This is a genomic window from Streptomyces sp. NPDC001544 (assembly GCF_042894285.1).
Taxonomy (GTDB): Bacteria; Actinomycetota; Actinomycetes; order Streptomycetales; family Streptomycetaceae; genus Streptomyces.
This window is the reverse complement of sequence record NZ_JBIAVN010000001.1, coordinates 481,742-505,062: the sequence shown is the minus strand read 5'-3', so window position 1 is coordinate 505,062 and position 23,321 is coordinate 481,742. Positions and strand designations below refer to the sequence as shown.

Sequence of the window (23,321 nt, the reverse complement as noted above, 5' to 3'; positions counted from 1 at the left end):
CCTGGCCTACGCCGCCGTCCAACTTCCGCAGGGGGCCTGAGCGGTACCGCGTGAGTGCCGTCACCGGCGAGCACCTCGTTCGGTGTCAGCTCCAGGGCGCCGTGAGAAGGAAGGAACGGCCGGCCCGGTAGGCGGCCGTGTTCTCGGAAGGGTCGAGCCACAGCTGGAGGTTGTCCCGGTGGCGGAGGTAGCGGCCGGGGTAGTTGTACGACTCCAGGGAGACCGAACCGGACGTGGAACCCGGACGGGGGCAGAAGGTGGCGTCCTTCTGGAAGATGGCGGACCGCTCGTCGGTGTCCAGCCGGATACGGAAGGCGTAGTGCCGCAGATACCTGCCCGTGGCGTCCCTCAGCGAGTAGCAGCGGGGGTCCGCCAGGCCGGGGACGAAGATGAAGGTGGCCGCCTGCCGGGCGGCGGCGGAGCTGGTGGCGCCGACCGGGGCCAGGATGCCGAGCCGGCCGGACTGGCTCACGTAGTCGCCGGGGTCGTCGACCGACCGCAGGGCGTGCCGCCCGGAGAACCGCGCCTCAGCCGTCGCCGCCGGGGCCGCTGTCGGCGTCGGTGCGGGCGACGGCGCAAGCGTCGGGGTCGGCGTCGGTGTGGGTGTCGGTGTCGATGAGGCGAGCGTTCTCGGGGACGGCGGCACGGACGGGGCGGGCGACAGCGGGGCCGCTTGGGCGGGCCGCGCGGCCGGCTGGTGCGATCCCGTGGCGGTGTACCAGGCCACTCCGGCAGCCGCGAGCGTGACGGCGCCGGCGGCTGCCACCGCCGCGGGCTTGGCGGCCAGCCTGCCGATCGTCCGCGCCGTACGGCTCGCACCGCTCGCCGTACGCGTGCCCGCGCCGACGGTCGCCCCAGGCGGGCCCGCCCCCAGCGCCCTGGCCAGCACCAGACCGGCCAGGCCGACCGGCACCGGCACCAGCGCGAGGCCGGCCAGCAGGCCCTCCGCCGGTACCAGGTCGGACGAGTTCGACAGGCACTGCGGACAGTCGCGGACATGGCGTGCCAGCCGCTTGCGCCACAGTGCCGACGGCCGCCCGTCCCACGAGGCGAGTACGGGGGTCAGGTCCGGGCAGCGCGGCGAGGCCGTCACTGCTCGTACGACGGTGCGCGCCGTCTCCAGGCGCTCCTTGACCCGCTGGACGCGGACCGCGGCATGCTGCGGTGTGAGGTGGCAGGCCGCCGCGAGCTCGCCGCGGGTCACTTCACCGGCGCACTCCATCCACCACAGCGCGAGTACCTCGCGTTCCTCCTCCTCCAGCCAGCGGGTCGCCTCCACCGCTTCACGCCGCTGGCCCGACAGCGCGAGCCGAAGGATCGCCAGATCGGAGAAATCGGCCTGAGGGTCTGCTTCCTGGGCGCTTGCTTCCAGGGGTTCCGCGGTGAGCCAGGTGCTCCCTCTGCGCCACCGGTCACGGATCTGCCGCACGGTGATGGCGACGAGCCAGGCCCGGAACCGATCCGGTTGCTCCAGGCCGGGCAACCCGTTCAGGACCCGGATCATCGTCTCCTGGACCACGTCGTCGACATCGCTGTGCCCGTCCAGCGCGCGCCCGACGATGTTGTAGACCAACGGCAGACAGTCCCGTACCAGCTGTTCCGAGGCCTGCCGGTCCCCGGCCCGCGCCGCCATGACGACGGCGACGTCGGGCTTCTCCTGCGTGTCCCGCGAGCGCACCCCGCCCCACCTGTCCCGTCGCCTTGCCTATGTGCCGAGGGCGACAGTGTGTCAGGGGCGAGTCCGCTGGATCCGCGTGGGTCGCTTGTCAGGTGCCGGCCCACCGCGAACGGCCGGAGCGCTTCCCTGCCACGGTCCAGCCATGCGGAGGGTGCGCGGTCGACGCAGGTGAGAACGTTCCTGCGGCGATCTGCTTCGGTGGGGCGGGTGGGACTCGAACCCACGGCCGACGGATTATGAGTCCGCTGCTCTAACCGGCTGAGCTACCGCCCCATAGCGGCGTGTCGCGTACATGTGTGCGCGCCGTCTGCCGCAGCATAGCCGGTCATACGATCTCCTGCTTCGGCTGGTCGGCTTGCCGCGGCCCTTCATGACCTTGAGGACTCGGGTGCGGGCGCCGCGGTTCCCCCGGACATGAAAAAGGACCCCACAGGGGCCCTCGTTCAGCATGCTCCCCCGACTGGACTCGAACCAGTAACCTGCCGGTTAACAGCCGGCTGCTCTGCCAATTGAGCTACGGAGGACCGAGCTCCCCCGACTGGACTCGAACCAGTAACCTGCCGGTTAACAGCCGGCTGCTCTGCCAATTGAGCTACGGAGGAATGCCTCGTTGCATCGAACGTACCTCCCTGGGTATTCGCCAGGGGGCGCCCGCTCGCTGCGACACATACATTAGCGCAAGCAGGGGGGTGCTCCGCCAATCGGTACTCCCGGCGCCGAAGCCGCACGAGAAGCTACGCATCGGAAGGGTGGTCGTCATGCGCTACCGGCTGACGTTCGTCGCCGGCCTCGCCCTGGGTTACGTCCTGGGCACGAGGGCCGGACGCGAGCGCTACGAGACGTTGAAGAAGTCCGCCAGGCAGATCGCCCAGAACCCCGCCGTCCGCAACACCGCGGAGACCGCCGCTCAGCAGGGACGGCAGTTCGCGGGCAAGGCCCTGCACACGGTCAGTGACAAGGTCGGCGACCGCGTCCCGGAGTCGGTCGCCCACCGCGTCCGCTCCCTCCGCCACCACAACGGCCACGGCGGCGGAGAGGACGACTGGGGCACCAGCGACACCTAGGGCCTGTCCGGCGGATCATGCCGCAGACGCGGGGCTCGGCACGCCCTCCTCCGCCTTGCAGCCGGACGCTCCCCCACGCTCGAATGAGCTCGCGCGGGGGCACCCCCATTCGCCCCGCTCACCAGCGCCGATGACGCACCGCCCGTGCTCTGCGACCTGATCCGCCGGACAGGCCCTGGCAGCACCTTGCGACGCCGGGCACGGCTGCCCACCCAAGGGGCGCGACAGGCCACAACGAGCCCGAATCCGCCGCACAACCGCCTCGCCCCCGGCGAGATCGCGCCCACGGCCAAAGCAAGCGCCGCGCTACGGCAGAATTTGAGGCATGGGGATAGTCGCCGGGTTGGACAGCTCGCCCGATTTCACTCGCATCGTCGTCTGTGACACGGACACGGGGGCCGTGCTGAGGCAGGGCTACGCGCCGCACCCGGTGGACGCGCCGGAAGGCGGCCCCCGGCCGAGTGACGTCGACCCGCAGGCCTGGCTGCTGTCCCTGGGCGAGGCCGCTGGCGGTGGGCTGCTCGAGGGCGTGCAGGCCATCGGCGTCTCCGCCCAGCAGAACGCGCTGGTCCCCCTGGACGCACAGGGGGCCACCGTGCGCCCGGCGCTGGTCGGCGGTGACAAGCGGGCGCAGGTCGCGGCGGCCGACCTGATCGACGCGCTCGGCGGGCGCGAGGCGTGGGCGCAGGCGGTGGGATGCGTTCCGCAGGCCGCGCAGCCCGTGACCAAGCTCCGCTGGCTCGCCAAGACCGAGCCGGAGAACGCCCGGCGGACCGCCGTACTGCTCCAGGCGCACGACTGGCTGGTGTGGCAGCTGCTCGGGCGGCCTGTGAGAAGGACCACCGACCGGGGCGGGGCCTCCGGCACCGGGTACTGGTCCGCGGCCACCGGCGGCTACCGTCCCGACCTGGTCGAGCTGGCGCTCGGCCACCAGGCGATGCTGCCGGAGGTGATCGGCCCGTCCTCCGCGGCCGGTACGACCCCGGAGGGGCTGCTGATCTCGGCCGGGACAGGCGAGACGATGGCCGCCGCCTTCGGGCTGGGCCTGGGCCTCGGGGACGCCGTGGTCTCCCTCGGGGCCTCCGGGTCGGTGATGGCCGTGCACCCCGAGGCGCTCGTCGACCAGAGCGGGATGATCACCGCGCTCGCCGACGCCACCGGTATGCACCTGCCGGTCGTCACCACACTGAACGCGGTGCGGACCCTGCGCGGCACCGCGGAACTCCTCGGCCTGCCCGACCTGGAGAGCCTGTCCGACCTGGCGATGAAGTCGACACCGGGATCCCACGGGCTGGTGCTCCTGCCCTATCTGGAGGGCGAGCGGACCCCCAGCCTCCCCCACACCGCCGGCACGCTGGCCGGGCTGCGGCGGGAGTCGATGAAGCCCGAGCACCTGGCGCGGGCCGCGTTCGAGGGCATGCTGTGCGGGCTGGCGGACGCGCTGGACGTGCTGCGCGGCCGGGGCGTGGACGTACGGCGGGTCTTCCTGCTCGGGTCGGCCGCCGACCTGCCCGCCGTGCAGGCCGCCGCGCCCTCCCTGTTCGGCGCGCAGGTCGTCGTACCGCAGCCCGCCGACTACGCGGCGATCGGCGCCGCCCGGCAGGCCGCCTGGGCGCTCGGCGTCTCGCAGGGCACCCTCGACCCGCGCACTCCGCCGGCTTGGCAGGGCGCGGCGGCGCAGGTGCTGGATCCCGGTGAGGAACTGGCGGTGGGACAGGCCGTGCGGCAGCAGTTCGTGTCGGTGCGGGAGCAGACCCATCCCGGGGCGTTTCGTCCGTAATCACCCGTAACTACCCGAAAAACAGACAGATCTGTAAGGCCGCCAGGACCCCGCTGATGGCTTAATCGGTTGAGGTAACGCGGGTGGAGTGTTCGACGATAGGGGCCAAGGGCAACCGAACGCCCCCTTCGCCGACTCCGAGAGACCTAGCGTGCTCATACGACTTCTTCGGGCCTGTCTCAGGCCTTACAAGAAACCCATAGCCGTACTGGTGCTGCTGCAGTTCCTGCAGACCTGCGCCACCCTCTACCTGCCCACCCTGAACGCCGACATCATCGACAAGGGTGTCGTGAAGGGTGACACCGGTTACATCCTCTCCTTCGGCGCCCTGATGATCGGCATCTCGCTGGCGCAGGTCGTGTGCAACATGGGGGCCGTGTACTACGGTGCCCGGACCGCGGCGGCGCTCGGCCGGGACGTACGGGCCGCCGTCTTCGACCGTGTGCAGTCGTTCTCCGCCCGTGAGGTGGGCCACTTCGGCGCCCCCTCCCTCATCACCCGTACGACGAACGACGTACAGCAGGTCCAGATGCTGGCCCTGATGACGTTCACCCTGATGGTGTCGGCGCCCATCATGTGTGTCGGCGGTATCGTGCTCGCGCTCGGGCTGGACGTTCCGCTGTCCGGGGTGCTGGTGGCGGTCGTCCCGGTGCTCGGCGTCAGCGTCACGCTGATCGTGCGGCGGCTGCGCCCGCTGTTCCGGTCCATGCAGGTGCGGCTGGACACGGTGAACCGGGTGCTGCGCGAGCAGATCACCGGCAACCGGGTGATCCGCGCCTTCGTCCGGGACGAGTACGAGGAAGGCCGCTTCCGGAAGGCGAACGGCGACCTCACCGAGATGCAGCTCGCCACCGGCCGGATGCTCGCCCTGATGTTCCCGATCGTGATGACGGTCGTCAACGTGTCGTCGATCGCGGTCGTGTGGTTCGGCGCGCACCGCATCGACAGCGGCCACATGGCGATCGGCGACCTGACCGCGTTCCTCGCCTATCTGATGCAGATCGTCATGTCCGTGATGATGGCCACCTTCATGTTCATGATGGTGCCGCGCGCGGAGGTGTGCGCCGAGCGCATCCAGGAGGTCCTGGACACCGACTCCAGCCTGGTGCCGCCGTCGGCGCCCGTCGTGGAGCTGCGCCGGCACGGGCACCTGGAGATCCGTGGGGCGGGCTTCCGCTATCCGGGTGCCGAGGAGCCGGTGCTGAAGGCGGTCGAGCTGGTGGCCCGCCCGGGTGAGGTCACCGCCGTGATCGGCTCCACCGGCAGCGGCAAGTCGACGCTGCTCGGGCTGGTCCCGCGGCTGTTCGACGCCACCGAGGGCGAGGTGCTCGTGGACGGTGTGAGCGTCCAGGAACTCGATCCGAAGCTGCTGGCGAGGACGGTGGGCCTGGTCCCGCAGAAGCCGTACCTCTTCGCCGGCACGGTGGCCACCAACCTGCGCTACGGCAACCCGGACGCCACCGACGAGGAACTGTGGCACGCGCTGGAGGTCGCGCAGGCCAAGGACTTCGTGTCGAAGCTGGAGGGCGGGCTGAACGCGCCCATCGCGCAGGGCGGTACGAACGTCTCCGGCGGTCAGCGCCAGCGCCTCGCCATCGCCCGCACCCTCGTGCAGCGCCCGGAGATCTACCTCTTCGACGACTCCTTCTCCGCGCTCGACTACGCCACCGACGCGGCCCTGCGCAAGGCGCTCTCCCGCGAGACCGCCGAGGCGACCGTGGTGATCGTCGCCCAGCGTGTGGCGACCATCCGGGACGCCGACCGGATCGTGGTCCTGGACGAGGGCCGGGTGGTCGGCACGGGCCGGCACCACGAGCTCATGGCGGACAACGACACCTACCGGGAGATCGTGCTCTCCCAGCTGACGGAAGCGGAGGCCGCCTGATGGCAGGGCCCATGGGACGCATGATGGCCGGGGGCGGACCCGACCAGCGCTCGATGGACTTCAAGGGATCGGGCAAGCGGCTCGTCGCCCGGTTCCGGCCCGAACGGCTCACCATCTACGCGCTGCTGCTGTGCGTCGTCGTCAGCGTCGGGCTCAGCGTGGTCGGCCCCAAGATCCTCGGCAGGGCCACCGACCTGGTCTTCGCGGGCATCATCGGACGGCAGATGCCGGCCGGGGCCACCAAGGAGCAGGTGCTCGACTCCATGCGCGCGCGGGGGCAGGGCTCCGTCGCGGACATGCTGAAGGGCACCGACTTCACCCCGGGCAAGGGCATCGACTTCGACGCCGTCGGCAACGTCCTGCTGCTCGCGCTCGGTACGTTCCTCGCCGCCGGTCTGCTGATGGCGGTGGCGACCCGGCTGGTGAACCGGGCCGTGAACCGCACGATGTACCGGATGCGCGAGGACGTGCAGACGAAGCTGTCCCGGCTGCCGCTGTCGTACTTCGACAAGCGCCAGCGCGGCGAGGTGCTCTCCCGCGCCACCAACGACATCGACAACATCGGCCAGACGCTCCAGCAGTCGATGGGCCAGCTCATCAACTCGCTGCTGACCATCATCGGCGTACTGGTGATGATGTTCTGGGTGTCCTGGCTGCTCGCGCTCGTCGCGCTGGTCACGGTGCCGCTGTCGTTCGTCGTCGCCACCCGGGTCGGCAAGCGCTCGCAGCCGCACTTCGTGCAGCAGTGGCGCACCACCGGCAAGCTGAACGCGCACATCGAGGAGATGTACACCGGGCACACCCTGGTGAAGGTGTTCGGGCGGCAGGACGAGTCGGCACAGCAGTTCGCCGAGCAGAACGAGGCGCTGTACGAGGCCTCGTTCAAGGCGCAGTTCAACAGCGGGGTCATGCAGCCGCTGATGATGTTCGTGTCGAACCTGAACTATGTGCTGGTGGCGGTCGTCGGCGGGCTGCGGGTCGCGTCCGGCGCGCTGTCCATCGGCGACGTGCAGGCCTTCATCCAGTACTCCCGGCAGTTCTCGATGCCGCTGACCCAGGTCGCCTCGATGGCCAACCTGGTGCAGTCGGGCGTCGCCTCGGCCGAGCGGATCTTCGAACTCCTGGACGCGGAGGAGCAGGAGCCGGATCCGGTGGCGGCCGAGAAGCCCGCGGAGCTGCGCGGGCGGGTGGCGCTGGAGAACGTGTCGTTCCGGTACGACCCCGAGAAGCCGCTGATCGAGGAGCTGTCCCTGAAGGTGGAGCCCGGGCAGACCGTCGCGATCGTCGGCCCGACCGGAGCGGGCAAGACCACCCTGGTCAACCTGCTCATGCGGTTCTACGACGTCACCGGCGGGCGCATCACCCTCGACGGTGTGGACATCCGGAAGATGTCCCGGGACGACCTGCGGGCCGGGATCGGCATGGTGCTGCAGGACACCTGGCTGTTCGGCGGCACCATCGCGGAGAACATCGCGTACGGCGCGGCGCGGGAGGTCACCCGCGGGGAGATCGAGGAGGCGGCGCGGGCGGCCCACGCGGACCGGTTCGTCCGCACCCTCCCCGACGGCTACGACACCGTGATCGACGACGAGGGCAGCGGGGTCAGCGCCGGTGAGAAGCAGCTCATCACCATCGCGCGGGCGTTCCTGTCCGACCCGGTGATCCTGGTGCTCGACGAGGCGACGAGCTCCGTCGACACCCGTACCGAGGTGCTGATCCAGAAGGCCATGGCCAAGCTGGCGCACGGCAGGACGTCCTTCGTGATCGCGCACCGGCTGTCGACCATCCGGGACGCGGACACGATCCTCGTGATGGAGAACGGCTCGATCGTCGAACAGGGCGCGCACACGGAGCTGCTCGCCGCGGACGGTGCCTACGCGCGGCTGTACAAGGCGCAGTTCGCGCAGGCGGTGGCCGAGGTCGACTGAGCACTGCGGGGGCCGCCTGCACGGGCGGCCCCCGCTTCAGTCGAGGTAGCCCCGCAACTGGTCGGCGAAGGCGTGGTCCCGCAGCTTGTTCAGGGTCTTGGACTCGATCTGCCGGATCCGTTCCCGCGTCACCCCGAAGATGCGCCCGATCTCCTCCAGGGTGCGGGGGCGGCCGTCGGCGAGACCGTAGCGCAGCTGTACGACCTTGCGCTCGCGCTCGCCGAGCGTCGACAGGACGGCCTCCAGGTGCTCCTTGAGCAGCAGGAACGCGGCCGACTCGACCGGGCTGGCGGCGTCGCCGTCCTCGATCAGGTCACCGAGCGCCACGTCGTCCTCCTCGCCCACCGGGGCATGCAGGGAGACCGGCTCCTGGGCGAGCCGGAGCACCTCGCCGACCCGCTCGGGCGGCAGGTCGAGGTGGGCGGCGACTTCTTCGCAGGTCGGCTCGTACCCGCGTTCCTGGAGCATTCGTCGCTGCACCCTGACGACCCGGTTGATGAGCTCGACGACGTGCACGGGGACGCGGATGGTGCGGGCCTGGTCCGCGAGGGCGCGGGACATGGCCTGGCGGATCCACCAGGTGGCGTACGTGGAGAACTTGTAGCCGCGGGCGTAGTCGAACTTCTCCACGGCCCGGATCAGTCCGAGGTTGCCCTCCTGGACCAGGTCGAGCATGGTCAGTCCGCGTCCGACGTACCGCTTGGCGACGGACACGACGAGCCGCAGGTTGGCCTCGATGAGCCGGCGCTTGGCCATCCGGCCCATCACGACCAGCCGGTCCAGGTCGCCGGCGAGCCGGCTGTCCAGGTCGGGGGTGCTGCTCAGCTTCTCCTCCGCGAACAGCCCGGCCTCCACCCGGCGGGCCAGCTCGACCTCCTCGGCCGCGGTGAGCAGCGGGATCCGGCCGATTTCGCGCAGGTACTGGCGGAACAGGTCCGAGGAGGGGCCGGAGGTGTCGGCGCGGGCGGCCGCCGCCGGGGCTCCGGCGGGCTCGGTGGCTTCGACCGGATCGGCGGCTTCGACCGGATCAGCGGCTTCGACGTCTTCGGCGGTGAGTGCCTCGACGGGCGGCTCCGCCGGCTCGGCCGCGTCCTCCGGCTCCGTCTCCGGGTGACGCGCGGCACGACTCTGCGACGGGACGACCGCGAAGACCCCGCTCTCGGCGTCCGGCTCGTCCGTCATGGTGCTGTCGGTCTGTGTGAGGGTCTGGGTCTGCACGGGGGGCGACCTCCAGGTGATCGCTGCTGAGCGGAACCGCGGGGGTCGCGACCCGTGGGGGGACGGATCGGCCGCGCTCCGAGGACTCAGGCACCGCACCCCAGTGTGGGGGAAGACACATCGCCGCCACGAGGGGCTTGCGGTGACTTTTTGCAATCGCGGCGTGACGGGGCGGTTACTCAGGTCGTTTGACCATCGGACTGATGGCCGGGGACACTGACACCCGCTGAGCCAGGGCAGGATGGAAGCATGGGTGAGATCGAGGAGCTGCGGCAGCGCCTGGAGGCATTGGAAGCCCAGGTGCACGACATGGCGGAGCAGCAGGCCGCCACGCGGCACCTTGCGGTCAACTCCGACCGGGACGTTGCAGCGCTTCAAGAGCAGCGGCGCGCGGACGTCCAGTTGATGCAGGCGCTGCGGCAGACTCAGCTGGAGCACAGCAAGGCGCTGGAGGCGCACACCAAGACCCTGGAGGAGCACGGCAAGCTGCTCGGTGCTCTGGTCACGGGCCAAGTGGCGATCATGCAGCACTTGGGTATCACGCCGTCCGAGCAACCGCAGGACGAGGACTAGTCGCCCCTCACAGCGCCGCCGCCCCCTGTACGCGCAGTGCCTGTCCGTACTGCTGCAGTACCCACAACTCGTTCTGCACGGCCGCGAGGTGGGCCGGGTCGCCGCCTGTGCTCAGGCGGGCGAGGGTGCTCTGGATGTCCTGGATGCGGCGGTCCACGGCGCGGCGGCGGACCCAGACCAGTTGCTCGCCGGCGTAGGCCTCGTCGACCGTGCGGCGCATGATCGCTTCCACGGCCAGCTCGGTGACCATCGCGCGGACCGTGTCGTCGGGGGCCGCCTCGCGGACGCGGACCAGGTACTCCTGGGGATCCTGCGTGCCGTACTCGGCGCCGCCCGCCTCGGCGATGGCCTGGCGTACAGCCGCGTAGGGCGCGGCGGTGAACTCGTCGATCCCGTACGCGTCGAAGGCCGGGGAGACCAGCTCCGGGCGCTGGAGGGCGAGTTTCAGCAGCTCGCGCTCCGTGGCGTACACCGGGTTGCGGAGGTTCAGCGCGGGGCCCGCAGTCGTTGGGCGGGGGGCCGCCGCCTCGTACTGCTGCTGGGGGCCGCGTGCCGGTGCGGGGCCCCTGCCGCCCCGGTCGCGGGCCCAACGGGCCAGCTGGGCTACCCGCTTGACCACGAACTGGGTGTCGAGGATGCCGAGCATCCCGGCGAGCTCCACGGCGACCTCGTGCTGGGCGCCGCTGTTCTTGATGCGGGCGACGATCGGGGCGGCCTCGTCCAGGGCGGCGGCCCGTCCCGCCGGGGTGTTCAGGTCGTAGCGGCTCACGATCTGGCGCAGCGCGAACTCGAAGAGCGGGGTACGCGGTTCGACCAGGTCCGCGACCGCCTCGTCGCCCTTGGCCAGGCGCAGGTCGCAGGGGTCCATGCCGTCCGGCGCGATCGCGATGTACGTCTCGGCGGCGAACTTCTGGTCGTCCTCGAAGGCACGCAGGGCCGCCTTCTGCCCGGCCGCGTCACCGTCGAAGGTGAAGATCACCCGGGCGGAGCCGTTGTCCATCAGCAGGCGCCGCAGGATCTTGATGTGGTCGCCGCCGAAGGCCGTGCCGCAGGTGGCGATCGCCGTCCGCACCCCGGCCAGATGGCAGGCCATGACGTCGGTGTAGCCCTCGACGACCACGGCGCGGGAGGTCTTGGCGATCTCCTTCTTCGCCAGGTCGATGCCGTACAGCACCTGTGACTTCCTGTAGATCGCCGTGTCGGGCGTGTTCAGGTACTTGGGCCCGTTGTCCGCCTCGTACAGCTTGCGGGCGCCGAAGCCGACCACCTCGCCGCCGATGTCCCGGATGGGCCACATCAGGCGGCCCCGGAAGCGGTCGATGGGGCCGCGGCGGCCCTCCTGGGAGAGGCCGGAGAGGAGCAGCTCCTTGTCGGTGAAGCCCTTGCCGCGCAGATAGCGGGTGAGGTGGTCCCAGCCCTGGGGGCTGTAGCCCACGCCGAAGTGGACGGCGGCGGCCTGGTCGAAGCCGCGCTCAGCCAGGAAGACACGGCCGGTCTCGGCCTCGGGGCTGGTGGCGAGCTGTTCCGCGTACCACTGGGCGGCGATCTTGTGGGCCTCGACCAGGCGGATCCGCTCGCCGCGCTGGTGGGACGGGTTGTACCCGCCCTCCTCGTAGCGCAGGGTGATGCCGGCCTGGGCGGCGAGCCGCTCCACCGCCTCCGAGAAGGACAGGTGGTCGACCTTCATCACGAACGTGATGGTGTCGCCGCCCTCCTGGCAGCCGAAGCAGTGGAAGAGTCCCTTGCTGGGGCTGACCTGGAAGGACGGCGACTTCTCGTCGTGGAAAGGGCACAGGCCCTTGAGGTTGCCGCCCCCCGCGCTCCGCAGCTGGAGGTACTCGGACACGACGGAGTCGATCGGGACCGCGTCCCGTACCGCTTTCACGTCCTCGTCGTTGATCCGTCCTGCCACGCGTGAATTCTACGGGGGCGGGGTGACGGTTCCGGCTCCAGGAGGAGTCAGGGGACGAGGCTGTCGAGAGGTACGTGCGGGTCGGCCAGCGCCTCCGTGTCCACCGGCGCCGCGGAGCGGATCAGGTTCTGGACCGGCTCTGTGACATCCCACACGTTCACGTTCATCCCGGCGAGCACCCGGCCCTGCCTCACCCAGAACGCGATGAACTCCCGCTTGCCGGCGTCGCCCCGGATGACCACCTGGTCGTACGTCCCCGGCGGCGCCCAGCCGCTGTACTCCATGCCCAGGTCGTACTGGTCGGTGAAGAAGTAGGGCACGCGCTCGTAGGTGACGTCCTGGCCGAGCATCGACCGGGCGGCGGCCGGACCGCCGTTCAGGGCGTTGGCCCAGTGCTCCACCCGGAGACCGGTGCCGAAGAGGGCCAGCGGGAAGGACGCGACGTCACCGGCCGCGAAGATGTCGGGGTCACAGGTGCGCAGCCGTTCGTCCACCAGGACACCGCCGCCGTGCGCCCGGTCGGCCAGCTCCAGGCCCGCCGCCTCCGCCAGGCCCGTACGGGGAGCCGCGCCGATGGCCGCGAGGACGTCGTGCGCCGGGTGCTCCTCGCCGTCGTCGGTACGGGCGGCCAGCACCATGCCGTCCTGGCCGACGATCTCGGTGAGCCGGGCCCCGAAGTGGAAGCGGACCCCGTGCTCGCGGTGCAGCTCGGCGAAGACGTTGCCGAGCTCGGGGCCGAGGACGTTGTGCAGCGGGGTCGGGTTGTGCTCGATGACGGTGACCTCGGCGCCGTACTGGCGGGCGGCCGCCGCCACCTCCAGGCCGATCCAGCCGGCGCCCGCGATCACGATGTGCCCGTTGTCCCGGCCGAGCGCGGTCAGCACGCCCTTGAGCCGCTCGGCGTGGGCGAGACGGCGCAGATGGTGGACGCCCGCGAGGTCGGTGCCGGGGATGTCGAGGCGGCGGGGCTCCGCGCCGGTGGCGAGAAGCAGCTTGTCGTAGTGCACGAGGGTGCCGTCGTCGCCGAAGCGGACGGTTTTCGCGACCCGGTCGATCCGGTCCACGGTCTGGCCGAGGTGCAGCTCGATGTCGTTCTGCGCGTACCAGGCGGGTTCGTGCACGAAGACGCTGTCGCGTTCCTCTCTGCCCAGCAGGTAGCCCTTGGACAGCGGCGGGCGTTCGTACGGGTGGTCGCGTTCGTCGCAGATCAGTATCACCCGGCCGGTGAAGCCCTCCGCCCGGAGCGTTTCGGCCGCCTTGGCGCCGGCCAGCCCTCCTCCGACGATGACGAACGTCTGGTCCGCGTCGACCACTTGATGCCTCCTCGTAAAGATGCCGCCACAGGGGAGCGTCCCGCACTGTGCGTGATGCGGGAAGGGGGAGTGACCCGATCAGGCCACGGAGGGTCACATTTCTTTCACCCCTGCCCCTTCAGTCTCGCGTGCAACGAGCGGGCGGAGGCGTCGGTGAGCGACGCGATCTGGTCGACGATCACCCGCTTGCGGGCATGGTCGTCGTCCGCCGCGTCGAACAGCGAGCGGAACTGCGGGTCCAGGCCGTAGGGGGCGCGGGCGGTGAGCGCCTCGGCGAGTTCGGCGACGACGATCCGCTGGTCGGCGCGGAGCCGCTCCTGTTCGGCGCGCCGCATCACGTACTGGTCGGCGACCGCCTTGAGGACCGCGCACTCCATGCGGGTGGCGCGCGGTACGACGAGTTCCGCTTCGTACCGGGTGAGGCGGCCACCGCCTCCCCCAGTGCCTGAACGGCCTGGGTGGTACCCCCATGCGTCCCGGGTGGCGGTCTCGGCGGCCAGGCAGAACCGGCCGATGAGCTGGCTGGTGGCGTCCTTCAGCCGGGCCTGGGCGACCGCCGTGCCGTCGTATCCGTGCGGCCACCACTCCTGGTCCAGGAGCCGGTCGAGGGCCTCGTCGAGTTCGGCGGGGTCGGTGCCGACGGGGACGTACCGGCCGATGGCGACCGCGAAGACCGTCCGCCGTTCCGGTCCGGCGTGCAGACAGGCCGGGTCGATGTGACCGGCGTGCAGTCCGTCCTCGACGTCGTGCACCGAGTACGCCACGTCGTCCGCCCAGTCCATGACCTGGGCCTCGAAGCAGGTGCGCGTGCCGGGGGCGTCCTTGCGTACCCAGTCGAAGACCGGCCGGTCGTCCTCGTACACCCCGAACTTGACGGACGCCGGGTCGGTGGGGTGGGCGCCGCGCGGCCAGGGGTACTTGGTGGCGGCGTCCAGGGCGGCGCGGGTGAGGTTGAGGCCGACGGAGCCCTCGGCGGTGAAGCGCTTGGGCTCGATGCGGGTGAGGAGCCTGAGGGACTGGGCGTTGCCCTCGAAACCGCCGCAGTCGTCGGCGAACTCGTTGAGCGCCTGTTCGCCGTTGTGGCCGAAGGGAGGGTGGCCGAGGTCGTGGGAGAGACAGGCGGCTTCGACGAGGTCGGGGTCGCAGCCGAGGGCGGCGCCGAGTTCCCGGCCGACCTGGGCGCACTCCAGCGAGTGGGTCAGCCGGGTGCGGGGACTGGCGTCCCAGGCGGCCTGGTTGGGCTCACCCGGGGTGACCACCTGGGTCTTGCCGGCGAGGCGGCGGAGTGCCGCGCTGTGCAGGATGCGGGCGCGGTCTCGCTGGAAGGCGGTGCGGCCGGGGCGTTTGTCGGGCTCGGGGGCCCAGCGGTCGACTGACGTCGGGTCGTAGCCGGGTACGGTGCCTTTGCCTGCGGTGCCTTCCATGGTTCGACAGTACGGGGCCACTGTGACAATCCGGGGTTGCGGGCGCCTACTCGTCTGCCGGGTTGTGCTTTTTTGGCGGATGCGGGTGCGTTGTGGCTTGTCGCGCCCACGCGGCGGAGCCGCACATCGGTACAGCCCCGCGCCCCTCAGGCAGCCGTGGTCACCGAGGTTTCCAGTGCTTCGGTGTACCGGTGCAGGACCAGGTGGGCCATCGCCTCGTGGGCGCCCAGCGGGGCCGAGGCGATCCAGGGGGCGGCCTCGGCGCACTGGGTGGCGAAGCGGCCGGGGGCCGTGAAGCAGGAGGCGAGCGCGACGCGGTGGCGGCCCCGTGCGGCGAGGGCGCGTACGGCCGTCTCGACCGTCGGCGTCGCGGCGGAGGCGTACGCGGGGACCACCGGGACGCCGAGGCGGTCGGCGAGCAGCCGGGCCGTGCGGCGGGTGTCGGCGGCGGAGTCCGGGTCGCGGGAACCGGCGGCGGCGAGGACGACGCCGCTGGTCCGGCGGGTGGCCTCGTCGGAGTCCGTGGGCCAGCCGGCCTCCACCAGGCGGTCGTACAGGGTCTGCGCGAGGAGCGGGTGCGGGCCGAGCGGTGCGGCCAGGCGGGTGCGGGCGGTGGCCGCGGCGGCCATCTCCGGGATGTCCCGCTTGACGTGGTAGCCGCGGCTGAGCAGCAGCGGTACGAGCACGGCCGGCGCGTCGCCGAGGGCGGCGAGGGTGTCGGTGAGCAGGGGCTCGTTCAGCTCGATGTGGCCGAGGCGCACGGACAGTCCGGGACGCAGCTCCCGTACCCGCTCCATGAGGGCGCGGACGGTCTCCAGCGCGCGCGGGTCACGGCTTCCGTGCCCCACGAGGACGAGGGCGGGCGGGCCTGGGCGGCGCCTGCCGTCCAGGGTGACCAGGCGGGACTCGTCGCGGGAAGGGTTCGAGGCCGTCATGGAAGGATCCTGACGGCAGGACGTTGCGCCCTCGTTGCACGGCCGTCACGGGTGTTTTCCGGCGCTTCACCGTGGTGGTCCGCGCGGTGTGAGGCGAACCGGATCACCCTGCGCCGCGTCCTCCTGGTCGGAAACGGAGAAGGGGGACCCCGTGAAACTGCGTCGACCGCGCCTGCCGCGCACCCGTGCCGGGCGGCGGCGGCTGGTGCAGGCCCTGATGGCCGGATGTGTGCTGGCGCTGCTTCCGGCGACCTGGCTGTTCGTGTCGACGGCCGACCGGCTGCGCACCACGGCGGACGTGCCGCGCACCGATGTCGCCGTGGTGTTCGGGGCGGGGCTGTGGGACGGCGAGCCGTCGCCGTACCTCGCGCACCGGCTGGACGCGGCGGTGCGGCTGTACCGCGCGGGGCGGGTGAAGGTCGTGCTCGTCACCGGCGACAACAGCCGGAAGGACTACGACGAACCCGACGCCATGCGCGCGTACCTGACCAAGCGCGGTGTGCCCGGCTCCCGTGTGGTCGGCGACTACGCCGGCTTCGACACCTGGGACTCCTGCGTGCGCGCCAGGAAGATCTTCGGCGTCCACCGGGCCGTCCTGATCAGCCAGGGCTTCCACATCCGGCGCGCCGTCGCCCTCTGCGAGGCGGCTGGCATCGACTCCTACGGCGTCGGCGTCGACGCCAAGCACGACGCCACCTGGTACTACGGCGGCACCCGCGAGGTGTTCGCCGCGGGCAAGGCGGCCCTGGACGCGGTGTTCAAGCCGGACCCCCGGTTCCTGGGGCCGGAGGAGAAAGGGGTGGCGCGGGCGCTGGCCGCCGGACGGTGACGGCCTCACCGTGGCCGGGTGGCCGTGGGGAGGTCACCGTCCCGGCCGTGTAACAGGGAGCCGTCACGGCACGTAACACGTGCGCAGCACGCTGGGCGGTATGGAGACCACCTCGACGCCCACCCACTGCCCGTACTGCGCCCTGCAGTGCGGGATGAACGTGTCGCCCACGCCGTCAGGGGGCGTCGAGGTGCTGGAACGCCCGGACTTCCCGGTCAACCGGGGTGCGCTGTGCGGCAAGGGACGGACGGCGCCGGTGCTGCTGTCCTCCGCGGTGCGGCTGACCTCGCCGTTGGTGCGGTCCGGCGGTGAGCTGGTGCCGGCCTCCTGGGAGGAGGCGCTGGACCGGATCACCGCGGGCCTGTCCGCGGCGCGCACCGCGTACGGTCCCGACGCCTGCGGGGTGTTCGGCGGGGGCGGCCTGACGAACGAGAAGGCGTACGCGCTCGGCAAGTTCGCGCGGGTCGTGCTGGGCACCTCGCAGATCGACTACAACGGCCGCTTCTGCATGTCGTCGGCCGCCGCGGCCGGCACGAAGGCGTTCGGTCTGGACCGCGGGCTGCCGTTCCCGCTGGAGGACATCCCGAAGACAGGGTGCGTGATCCTGGTCGGCTCCAACCTCGCGGAGACCATGCCGCCGTCGCTGCGCTTCTTCAGCGAACTGCGCGCGGGCGGCGGCACGCTGATCGTCGTCGACCCGCGCCGCACGAGGACCGCCGAGCAGGCCGACCTGCACCTCGCGCCGCGCCCCGGCACCGACCTCGCGCTGGCCCTGGGACTGCTGCACCTGGTGGTCGCCGAGGGCCGCACGGACGAGGAGTACATCCGGGAGCGCACGACCGGCTGGGAGGAGGCCCGGGCGTCCGCGATGGCGCACTGGCCGGAGCACGTGGAACGGATCACGGGGGTGTCCGTCCCCGAACTCCGCGAGGCGGTAAGGCTGTTCTGTGAGCCCGAGGCCTCGATGGTGCTGACCGCGCGCGGGCCCGAGCAGCAGTCAAAGGGCACCGACACGGTGGGCGCGTGGATCAACCTGTGCCTGGCCACCGGCCGCGTGGGCCGCCCGCTGTCCGGGTACGGCTGTCTGACCGGACAGGGCAACGGACAGGGCGGGCGCGAACACGGCCAGAAGGCGGACCAGTTGCCGGGCTACCGCAAGCTGACCGACCCCGCCGCCCGACGGCACGTGGCCGAGGTGTGGGGCGTGGCCCCCGACAGCCTGCCGGGCCCGGGCCGCAGCGCCTACGAGCTGCTGGACGCGCTGGGGACGGACATCAGGGCACTGCTGCTGATGGGTTCCAACCCGGTGGTGTCCGCGCCGCACGCCGCGCACGTGGAGGAGCGGCTGCGGTCGCTGGACTTCCTCGCGGTGGCGGACGTCGTCCTGTCGGAGACCGCGGCGCTCGCGGACGTCGTGCTGCCGGTCACCCAGTGGGCCGAGGAGACCGGTACGACCACGAATCTGGAGGGCCGGGTACTGCTGCGGCGGCAGGCGGTCTCCCCGCCCGACGGGGTCCGCAGCGACCTGGAGGTGCTGCACGGGCTCGCCGCCCGGCTGGGTGTGGAGAAGGGCTTCCCCACCGACCCCGAGGAGGTCTTCGGGGAGCTGCGCCGGGCGAGCGCGGGCGGGCTCGCGGACTACTCGGGGATCACCTACCGCCGGCTGGCGGAGGAGAACGGGGTGTTCTGGCCTTGCCCGGAGGCGGAGGGGGCAGCGGGAGTCGGCCCGGTGGACGCCGGTCCTGCGGACGCCGGGGAGACCGCCGGGGGCTCGGGCGAGCCCGCCGTGCACCCCGGCACGCCGCGCCTCTTCCTCGACCGGTTCCCCACCGAGGACGGCCGCGCCCGGTTCGCCGCGGTCGCGCACCGGGGGCTGGCCGAGGAGCCGGACGAGGAGTACCCGTTGCTGCTGACGACCGGCCGGGTGGTGTCCCAGTACCAGTCGGGCGCCCAGACCCGGCGCGTGCCGGAGCTGAACACCGCGGCCCCCGGCCCGTTCGTGGAGCTGCACCCGCGGCTGGCGGCGCGGCTCGGCGCGGCCGAGGGCGACCCGGTGGCCGTGGTGTCGCGGCGGGGCCGTGCGGTGGCTCCGGCCCGCATCACCACCGGTATCCGTCCCGACACCGTGTTCATGCCCTTCCACTGGCCGGGCGAGGGCCGCGCCAACACCCTCACCAACCCGGCGCTCGACCCGACGTCGCGGATGCCGGAGTTCAAGGCGTGCGCGGTACGGGTGGAGGCGGTGCGGGCGTAGGGATGTGAGTGGTCCTCAGCCGAACCGGCCCCTTGCGCGCCAGTCCCCGCCCTCGATCCGCGTCCCCCGCTCGCGCAGCCGCGCCGCGACGGGGGGCGCGGCGATGTACACCCACGCGCGCACCGAAGTGCCGTCGGTCTCGCGGACGACCCGCCGCTCGACCCGCTCGTACAGGTTCCGGCCATTCCCGGGCGCGTACTCCTCCAGCCGGTCCAGCGCGGCGACCAACTCCGCGTACCCCTCGGGCAGCGCGGTCACCAGTTCCCCGCGCACCGTGGCGCCCGGCTCCTCCACGGCGTACGGGTAGCCGGGTCCCGCGTACAACACCGCACTCGGCAGCCGGGCCGGCTCCGCGGAGCGGGTGCGTCCGCCCAGGAAGACGTCGTGGTTGGGTTCGCCGGGGCGGAGGGTTGCGTAGACGAAGAACGGCAAGGTCGGCACGGTCACAGAAACGATTCTGCATCCTCTCCGAGTCCGCACACATCTCCTTGTAGGCGCTATGGACATGACATGTCCGGGGCCCTTAAATCTCAGGGACATCAGCGCGCCACCCCCACGCCTTCAGGGCGCCTCCCCTAGGAGACCGATGAGTCGGACACGGCACAACCGAGGATCCCGTCTCGCGACGGCCGGCATCGCCGCCACGACCGCCACGCTGCTGGCCGCAGCACTCTCCCCCGCCGCGCACGCCGACGGCAGACCGACCAGGGCCACCGCGATCGAGAACGCGGCGTCGGCACTCCTGGCCCACGCCACCGGCCTGGGCCTCACCTCCACCCAGGACACCAGCGTCCGGGACGTGATCGTCGACAAGGACGGCACCCAGCACGTCCGCTACGACCGCACCTACCGCCACCTTCCGGTCCTCGGCGGCGACTTCGTCGTCCACCTGACCCCGAACGGCACGTACCGCAGCGCCGACCGCGCCACGCGAAGCGCGATATCCCTGCCCTCGATCACCCCGAAGATCTCCGCCCCCAAGGCCGCCGACCTCGCGGCGAACGCCCTGCGCGCCGCCAACCTGGGTGATGCTCTGCGGCAGTTGAAGGCCAAGCCCGAGCTGGTGGTCGACGCCCTGCACGGCAAGCCGCAGCTCGCCTGGCGCACCAACGCCGTCGCCAAGGACTCCCTCGGCAACCCGGTCGCCCGCACCGTGCTGACCAACGCCCTCACCGGCGCGCAGATCGACGCCTGGGACAGCATCGAGACGGCGACCGGCGACGGGCAGTCGCTGTACAGCGGGACGGTGCCGCTGGAGTCGACGCAGTCCGGGTCCTCGTACCAGTTGAAGGATCCCACCCGGGGCAACACCTACACCGGCGACGCCGAGAACAAGACCGACCTGTGCATCTTCGGCATCTGCTTCAGCCGCGCCCCCGCCACGCTCTTCACCGACACCGACAACCACTGGGGCACGGGGACTGCGAGCGACCGCTCCTCGGCGGCGGTGGACGCCCAGTACGGCACCAACGAGACCTGGGACTACTACAAGAACGTCCAGGGCCGCAACGGCATCGCGGGCGACGGCAAGGGCTCGTACAACCGCGTCCACTACGGCAACGCCTACAACAACGCCTTCTGGGACGACAGTTGCTTCTGCATGACGTACGGCGACGGTGACGGTACGACCTTCGGCCCGCTGGTGGCCCTGGACGTCGCCGGCCACGAGATGACGCACGGCGTCACCTCCAAGACGGCCGCCCTGACCTACTCGGGCGAGTCCGGCGGCCTGAACGAGGCCACCTCCGACATCCTCGGCACGATGGTGGAGTGGTACGCCAACAACCCCACCGACAAGGGCGACTACCTGATCGGCGAGCGCATCGTCCGCCCCGGCTTCGGCAAGGCTGCCCTCCGTTTCATGGACAAGCCGTCCAAGGACGGCAGTTCGGCCGACTACTGGTCCTCGTCGGTCGGCAACCTGGACGTCCACTACTCCTCGGGCGTCGCCAACCACTTCGCGTACCTCCTCGCTGAGGGCAGCGGCGCGAAGACCATCAACGGCGTCAGCTACGACTCCCCCACGTACAACGGCAAGGCGGTCACCGGCATCGGCCGCGACAAGCTCGGCAAGATCTGGTACCGGGCCCTGACCGTCTACATGACGTCCTCGACGAACTACGCGGGCGCCCGCACGGCGACCCTGAACGCGGCGAAGGACCTCTACGGCGCGGGCAGCACGGAGTACAACGCGGTGGCGGCGGCTTGGAGCGCGGTCAACGTGAACTGAGGCGGTGAGGCCGGCGCCCCTGGTGGGGCGCCGGTCTCCCGTACGCGAGGTGGCGGATTTCTCGGCCTTGGCCGCTGCGGACCAGTACCGTTCTGGCGCGTCCATGCCTTCGACGCCACAGCCGTATCAGACGCCTCCTCAGCCCTGGGGCGCCTGGCCCCCACCACCCCCGCCGGAGAAGAGCCGAGTCGGCCTCATGGCCGCGATGATCGGTGGGATCTTCCTCCTGATCGTCGCGCTCCTGGCGGCGGTGGTGCTGGTCGGAAAGAAGGTCGAGAGCAGCTATCCGAGGGCCGAGTACGCCGTGACCGTACCCCGGGCACTGCTCGCCGACCGCACGCGAGGAGGTGCATCAACGGCTCGACGTGGTGCCGGAACACCGGCTACCCGATGCCACAGAGCTCAGCACCTGTCCGAACAGGTCGTGGACGACGCCGAATAGGACGTCGCGTCTTCAAGCAGAGACGCAGGCCTGGAGAGCAACAAGCAAGGCCTGTGGATGACGCCCTGTTAGAGACGATCCCTGTGAGCGAGGACGGCAGCCAGGTAGTCGTGAAGCTCGGATCATTCGTGGATGGTGCTCCCCTCAGGCCAGCTTCATGGCGTGCAACGTCTCGGTCGGAAGGTGCTCCGCAAGTACCGCCGTCGCCGCGTCCATCACGTCGTAGCTGACGGCCACCATATGGGTGCCGACGGAGCCGTCGAGACTCCTGGCGATGTCGTCGTCGAAGCTGTCGCTCACGGGCCCCGAGTGTGGCAGCATGCCGACACAGCCTGCGATGGCTTTGGCAGGGTGCCTCAACTACCCACCCTTTGTCTGAGATCGGACTAGACAGGTCCTCGTCTACCTGAACGACTGGCGGGCTGGCAGGCCTGGCGGCTCGGGATGGTGCCGAACCGGCTTGTGTGGGGAAGTCATGGGGGTGGCGGTGGCTGCGTCGCCTCGGTGAGGGGGGCTTGATGAGTGACAGTCATAAGTCTGCGAGACGGGTAGCGGTCCGGAGCGCATCACGGCGCGGGGACGAGCGCAACGTGTTTGCCAAGATGCTGATCACGGTCGTAGCGGGGGGAACTGCGTTCCTCCTGACGAATGTGCTGAACCAGAAGCCGGACCAGGCCTGGCAGCTGATTCTGTCCGTTCTCATCGGTGGATCGACGCTGATCGTGCAGTACCTCTTGGACTTCGCGCAGCGTTTCGAGGAGGCTGAGCGGCGCTCCGCCGATCTTCTCGCAGCGACGGAGCTGTTCAGCCATGTGGACGGTTCGGTGCTCCGCTCGGACGACGTGACCCAGTTGGTCCGTGGCTACACGAAAGTCCGTGAACAGAGCGGCGGCATGGTGCAAGTCTTCGCTGAGAAGGAGCTGGCCCGCCTCTCCGCACTGATGAAAGACCTCGAAAGCGGTAGCGCAGACTGCCCGGGTGAGAACCACGACTGGCTGCTTAGCCTCACCGAGTGCGTCAAGATGACCCTCGACGCCACGAGTACCTCCGTGGACCGGGACTTCTGGCACAGCGGGCCCGCATTGCGGTATCTAGCCGCGCAGGAGAAGGCCGTGAAGCAGCGCGGCGTGGAGATCCGGCGCCTGTTCGTGGTGAACGAACCACACGAAGTAACTGACACTCTCAGAGAACTCTGCGAGCACCACCGCAAGCGTGGCATAGACGCCCGGATCGCCGTGCGGTCGCTGATGGCCTCGAACCCCATGATCAACGACTTCATCGTCTTCGACGGGGAAATCTGCTACGAGACCGCACCAGACCTGCAGTCCAACCCGGACAGTACGCGGCTGCGTGCGAAGCCCGAGCACGTCGCGGACCGCATCAACCAGTTCAACGAGCTGTGGGCTGCGACAGGGCCCGAGCGCCTGGCCACCCCTCGAGCTTTCCCCGCGCACCTTTCTCCCGCCGGCTGCCATCTGTTTCTGACCTTGGTGGACGACCACCTGGTCTCGGGGGCCCCCGCACGTATCCAGTTGCGACTTCAGCCAGGTCCGCAGCACCCGTGGGCGCAGCCGGGTGCCGACCGTCCCGAGCTCACCGCCTTCGCCACCCCTCTCACCCCGGCGGAGATCAAACCGGTCAACGTCTCTTTACGGCCTTTCCCCTCGGGGGACGGCGGCGCTGCCGAGGTGCTCTTCATTCCCGACCAGGCCGGTACACACCGGATTCGCGTCGCCGTCCAGGACCGGCACACCGGGACCGTTCTCCAGCAGGTCGAGACAACGGTCCGCGTCACTACACCAGGGGAACTCCCGTCCAGCGCAGCCCCCTTTGCCCTGCGTGCAGAAGGGGAGTGA

Annotated in this window: 17 protein-coding genes, 3 tRNA genes and 1 pseudogene; 10 read left to right on the top strand and 11 right to left on the bottom strand. The window is 70.8% G+C overall.

Going from position 1 to position 23,321, the window contains the following annotated elements; all coding sequences use genetic code 11:
• Window positions 1-85: 85 nt before the first annotated feature.
• From ACFY0F_RS02230 to ACFY0F_RS02215, 4 genes are all read right to left on the bottom strand, one after another.
• A complete protein-coding gene (locus ACFY0F_RS02230) occupies window positions 86-1,678 on the bottom strand; it encodes a sigma-70 family RNA polymerase sigma factor (protein ID WP_388787565.1) in 1,593 nt (530 codons plus the stop codon).
• A 199-nt stretch (window positions 1,679-1,877) separates the two neighbouring features.
• A tRNA-Ile gene (locus tag ACFY0F_RS02225) sits at window positions 1,878-1,951 on the bottom strand.
• Between the two features lie 178 nt (window positions 1,952-2,129).
• A tRNA-Asn gene (locus ACFY0F_RS02220) sits at window positions 2,130-2,202 on the bottom strand.
• A 5-nt stretch (window positions 2,203-2,207) separates the two neighbouring features.
• Window positions 2,208-2,280 (bottom strand) — tRNA-Asn (locus ACFY0F_RS02215).
• 156 nt (window positions 2,281-2,436) lie between these two features.
• Here ACFY0F_RS02215 and ACFY0F_RS02210 point away from each other — a divergent pair.
• From ACFY0F_RS02210 to ACFY0F_RS02195, 4 genes are all read left to right on the top strand, one after another.
• A complete protein-coding gene (locus ACFY0F_RS02210; protein WP_388787562.1) occupies window positions 2,437-2,742 on the top strand; it encodes a YtxH domain-containing protein in 306 nt (101 codons plus the stop codon).
• A gap of 325 nt (window positions 2,743-3,067) precedes the next feature.
• A complete protein-coding gene (locus ACFY0F_RS02205) occupies window positions 3,068-4,522 on the top strand; it encodes an FGGY-family carbohydrate kinase (protein ID WP_388787559.1) in 1,455 nt (484 codons plus the stop codon).
• Between the two features lie 151 nt (window positions 4,523-4,673).
• Window positions 4,674-6,407, top strand: coding sequence for an ABC transporter ATP-binding protein (locus ACFY0F_RS02200; RefSeq protein WP_388787556.1), 1,734 nt, complete (start codon window positions 4,674-4,676; stop codon window positions 6,405-6,407).
• Window positions 6,407-8,335 carry an ABC transporter ATP-binding protein gene (locus tag ACFY0F_RS02195; RefSeq protein WP_388787553.1) on the top strand — a complete coding sequence of 643 codons (1,929 nt, stop codon included), beginning with the start codon at window positions 6,407-6,409 and terminating at the stop codon, window positions 8,333-8,335. The genes ACFY0F_RS02200 and ACFY0F_RS02195 overlap by 1 nt, the downstream gene beginning before the upstream one ends.
• A 36-nt stretch (window positions 8,336-8,371) precedes the next feature.
• On the opposite strand, the pseudogene ACFY0F_RS02190 reads toward ACFY0F_RS02195, so the two are convergent.
• Window positions 8,372-9,647, bottom strand: a pseudogene (locus ACFY0F_RS02190) (RNA polymerase sigma factor).
• A gap of 155 nt (window positions 9,648-9,802) precedes the next feature.
• Here ACFY0F_RS02190 and ACFY0F_RS02185 point away from each other — a divergent pair.
• Window positions 9,803-10,126, top strand: a complete 324-nt coding sequence (locus ACFY0F_RS02185; RefSeq protein WP_388787550.1) for a hypothetical protein — start codon at window positions 9,803-9,805, stop codon at window positions 10,124-10,126.
• Between the two features lie 7 nt (window positions 10,127-10,133).
• On the opposite strand, the gene dnaG is transcribed toward ACFY0F_RS02185, so the two are convergent.
• The 4 genes from dnaG to ACFY0F_RS02165 all read right to left on the bottom strand — a co-directional run bounded on the left by dnaG (window position 10,134) and on the right by ACFY0F_RS02165 (window position 15,710).
• Complete coding sequence (gene dnaG / locus ACFY0F_RS02180) at window positions 10,134-12,038, bottom strand: DNA primase (RefSeq protein WP_388787547.1); 1,905 nt, start codon at window positions 12,036-12,038, stop codon at window positions 10,134-10,136.
• A 47-nt stretch (window positions 12,039-12,085) separates the two neighbouring features.
• Window positions 12,086-13,351 (bottom strand): NAD(P)/FAD-dependent oxidoreductase, encoded by a 1,266-nt coding sequence (locus tag ACFY0F_RS02175; protein ID WP_388787544.1) that lies wholly within the window; start codon window positions 13,349-13,351, stop codon window positions 12,086-12,088.
• 104 nt (window positions 13,352-13,455) lie between these two features.
• On the bottom strand, window positions 13,456-14,775 hold the full coding sequence (locus tag ACFY0F_RS02170) for a deoxyguanosinetriphosphate triphosphohydrolase (RefSeq protein ID WP_388787541.1): 1,320 nt from the start codon (window positions 14,773-14,775) through the stop codon (window positions 13,456-13,458).
• 146 nt (window positions 14,776-14,921) lie between these two features.
• Window positions 14,922-15,710, bottom strand: coding sequence for a sirohydrochlorin chelatase (locus tag ACFY0F_RS02165; RefSeq protein WP_388787538.1), 789 nt, complete (start codon window positions 15,708-15,710; stop codon window positions 14,922-14,924).
• Window positions 15,711-15,861: 151 nt separating this feature from the next.
• Between ACFY0F_RS02165 and ACFY0F_RS02160 the strand changes: the two genes are divergently transcribed.
• Together ACFY0F_RS02160 and ACFY0F_RS02155 are read left to right on the top strand one after the other, a co-directional pair.
• Window positions 15,862-16,539, top strand: a complete 678-nt coding sequence (locus tag ACFY0F_RS02160; RefSeq protein WP_388787535.1) for a vancomycin high temperature exclusion protein — start codon at window positions 15,862-15,864, stop codon at window positions 16,537-16,539.
• A 100-nt stretch (window positions 16,540-16,639) separates the two neighbouring features.
• A complete protein-coding gene (locus ACFY0F_RS02155; protein ID WP_388787532.1) occupies window positions 16,640-18,793 on the top strand; it encodes a molybdopterin oxidoreductase family protein in 2,154 nt (717 codons plus the stop codon).
• Window positions 18,794-18,808: 15 nt separating this feature from the next.
• Here ACFY0F_RS02155 and ACFY0F_RS02150 read toward each other — a convergent pair whose 3' ends face one another.
• Entirely contained in the window at window positions 18,809-19,240 is a 432-nt protein-coding gene (locus tag ACFY0F_RS02150) for a gamma-glutamylcyclotransferase family protein (protein WP_388787529.1), read from the bottom strand.
• Between the two features lie 139 nt (window positions 19,241-19,379).
• Here ACFY0F_RS02150 and ACFY0F_RS02145 point away from each other — a divergent pair, with 139 nt between their 5' ends.
• Both ACFY0F_RS02145 and ACFY0F_RS02140 read left to right on the top strand, forming a co-directional pair.
• Complete coding sequence (locus tag ACFY0F_RS02145) at window positions 19,380-21,023, top strand: M4 family metallopeptidase (RefSeq protein ID WP_388787527.1); 1,644 nt, start codon at window positions 19,380-19,382, stop codon at window positions 21,021-21,023.
• Between the two features lie 196 nt (window positions 21,024-21,219).
• A complete protein-coding gene (locus ACFY0F_RS02140) occupies window positions 21,220-21,465 on the top strand; it encodes a hypothetical protein (RefSeq protein ID WP_388787524.1) in 246 nt (81 codons plus the stop codon).
• A 144-nt stretch (window positions 21,466-21,609) separates the two neighbouring features.
• On the opposite strand, the gene ACFY0F_RS02135 is transcribed toward ACFY0F_RS02140, so the two are convergent.
• A complete protein-coding gene (locus ACFY0F_RS02135; RefSeq protein WP_388787521.1) occupies window positions 21,610-21,765 on the bottom strand; it encodes a hypothetical protein in 156 nt (51 codons plus the stop codon).
• Between the two features lie 290 nt (window positions 21,766-22,055).
• Here ACFY0F_RS02135 and ACFY0F_RS02130 point away from each other — a divergent pair, with 290 nt between their 5' ends.
• A complete protein-coding gene (locus ACFY0F_RS02130; RefSeq protein WP_388787519.1) occupies window positions 22,056-23,321 on the top strand; it encodes a DUF6879 family protein in 1,266 nt (421 codons plus the stop codon).

What these genes read in the sequence shown, in the direction of transcription:
- ACFY0F_RS02210 (WP_388787562.1), top strand. Translation starts at nt 2,437, where the DNA reads ATGCGCTACCGGCTGACGTTCGTCGCCGGCCTCGCCCTGGGTTACGTC.
- ACFY0F_RS02170 (WP_388787541.1), bottom strand. Translation starts at nt 14,775, where the DNA reads ATGGAAGGCACCGCAGGCAAAGGCACCGTACCCGGCTACGACCCGACG.
- ACFY0F_RS02140 (WP_388787524.1), top strand. Translation starts at nt 21,220, where the DNA reads ATGGCCGCGATGATCGGTGGGATCTTCCTCCTGATCGTCGCGCTCCTG.
- ACFY0F_RS02205 (WP_388787559.1), top strand. Translation starts at nt 3,068, where the DNA reads ATGGGGATAGTCGCCGGGTTGGACAGCTCGCCCGATTTCACTCGCATC.
- ACFY0F_RS02155 (WP_388787532.1), top strand. Translation starts at nt 16,640, where the DNA reads ATGGAGACCACCTCGACGCCCACCCACTGCCCGTACTGCGCCCTGCAG.
- ACFY0F_RS02145 (WP_388787527.1), top strand. Translation starts at nt 19,380, where the DNA reads ATGAGTCGGACACGGCACAACCGAGGATCCCGTCTCGCGACGGCCGGC.
- ACFY0F_RS02195 (WP_388787553.1), top strand. Translation starts at nt 6,407, where the DNA reads ATGGCAGGGCCCATGGGACGCATGATGGCCGGGGGCGGACCCGACCAG.
- ACFY0F_RS02185 (WP_388787550.1), top strand. Translation starts at nt 9,803, where the DNA reads ATGGGTGAGATCGAGGAGCTGCGGCAGCGCCTGGAGGCATTGGAAGCC.
- ACFY0F_RS02165 (WP_388787538.1), bottom strand. Translation starts at nt 15,710, where the DNA reads ATGACGGCCTCGAACCCTTCCCGCGACGAGTCCCGCCTGGTCACCCTG.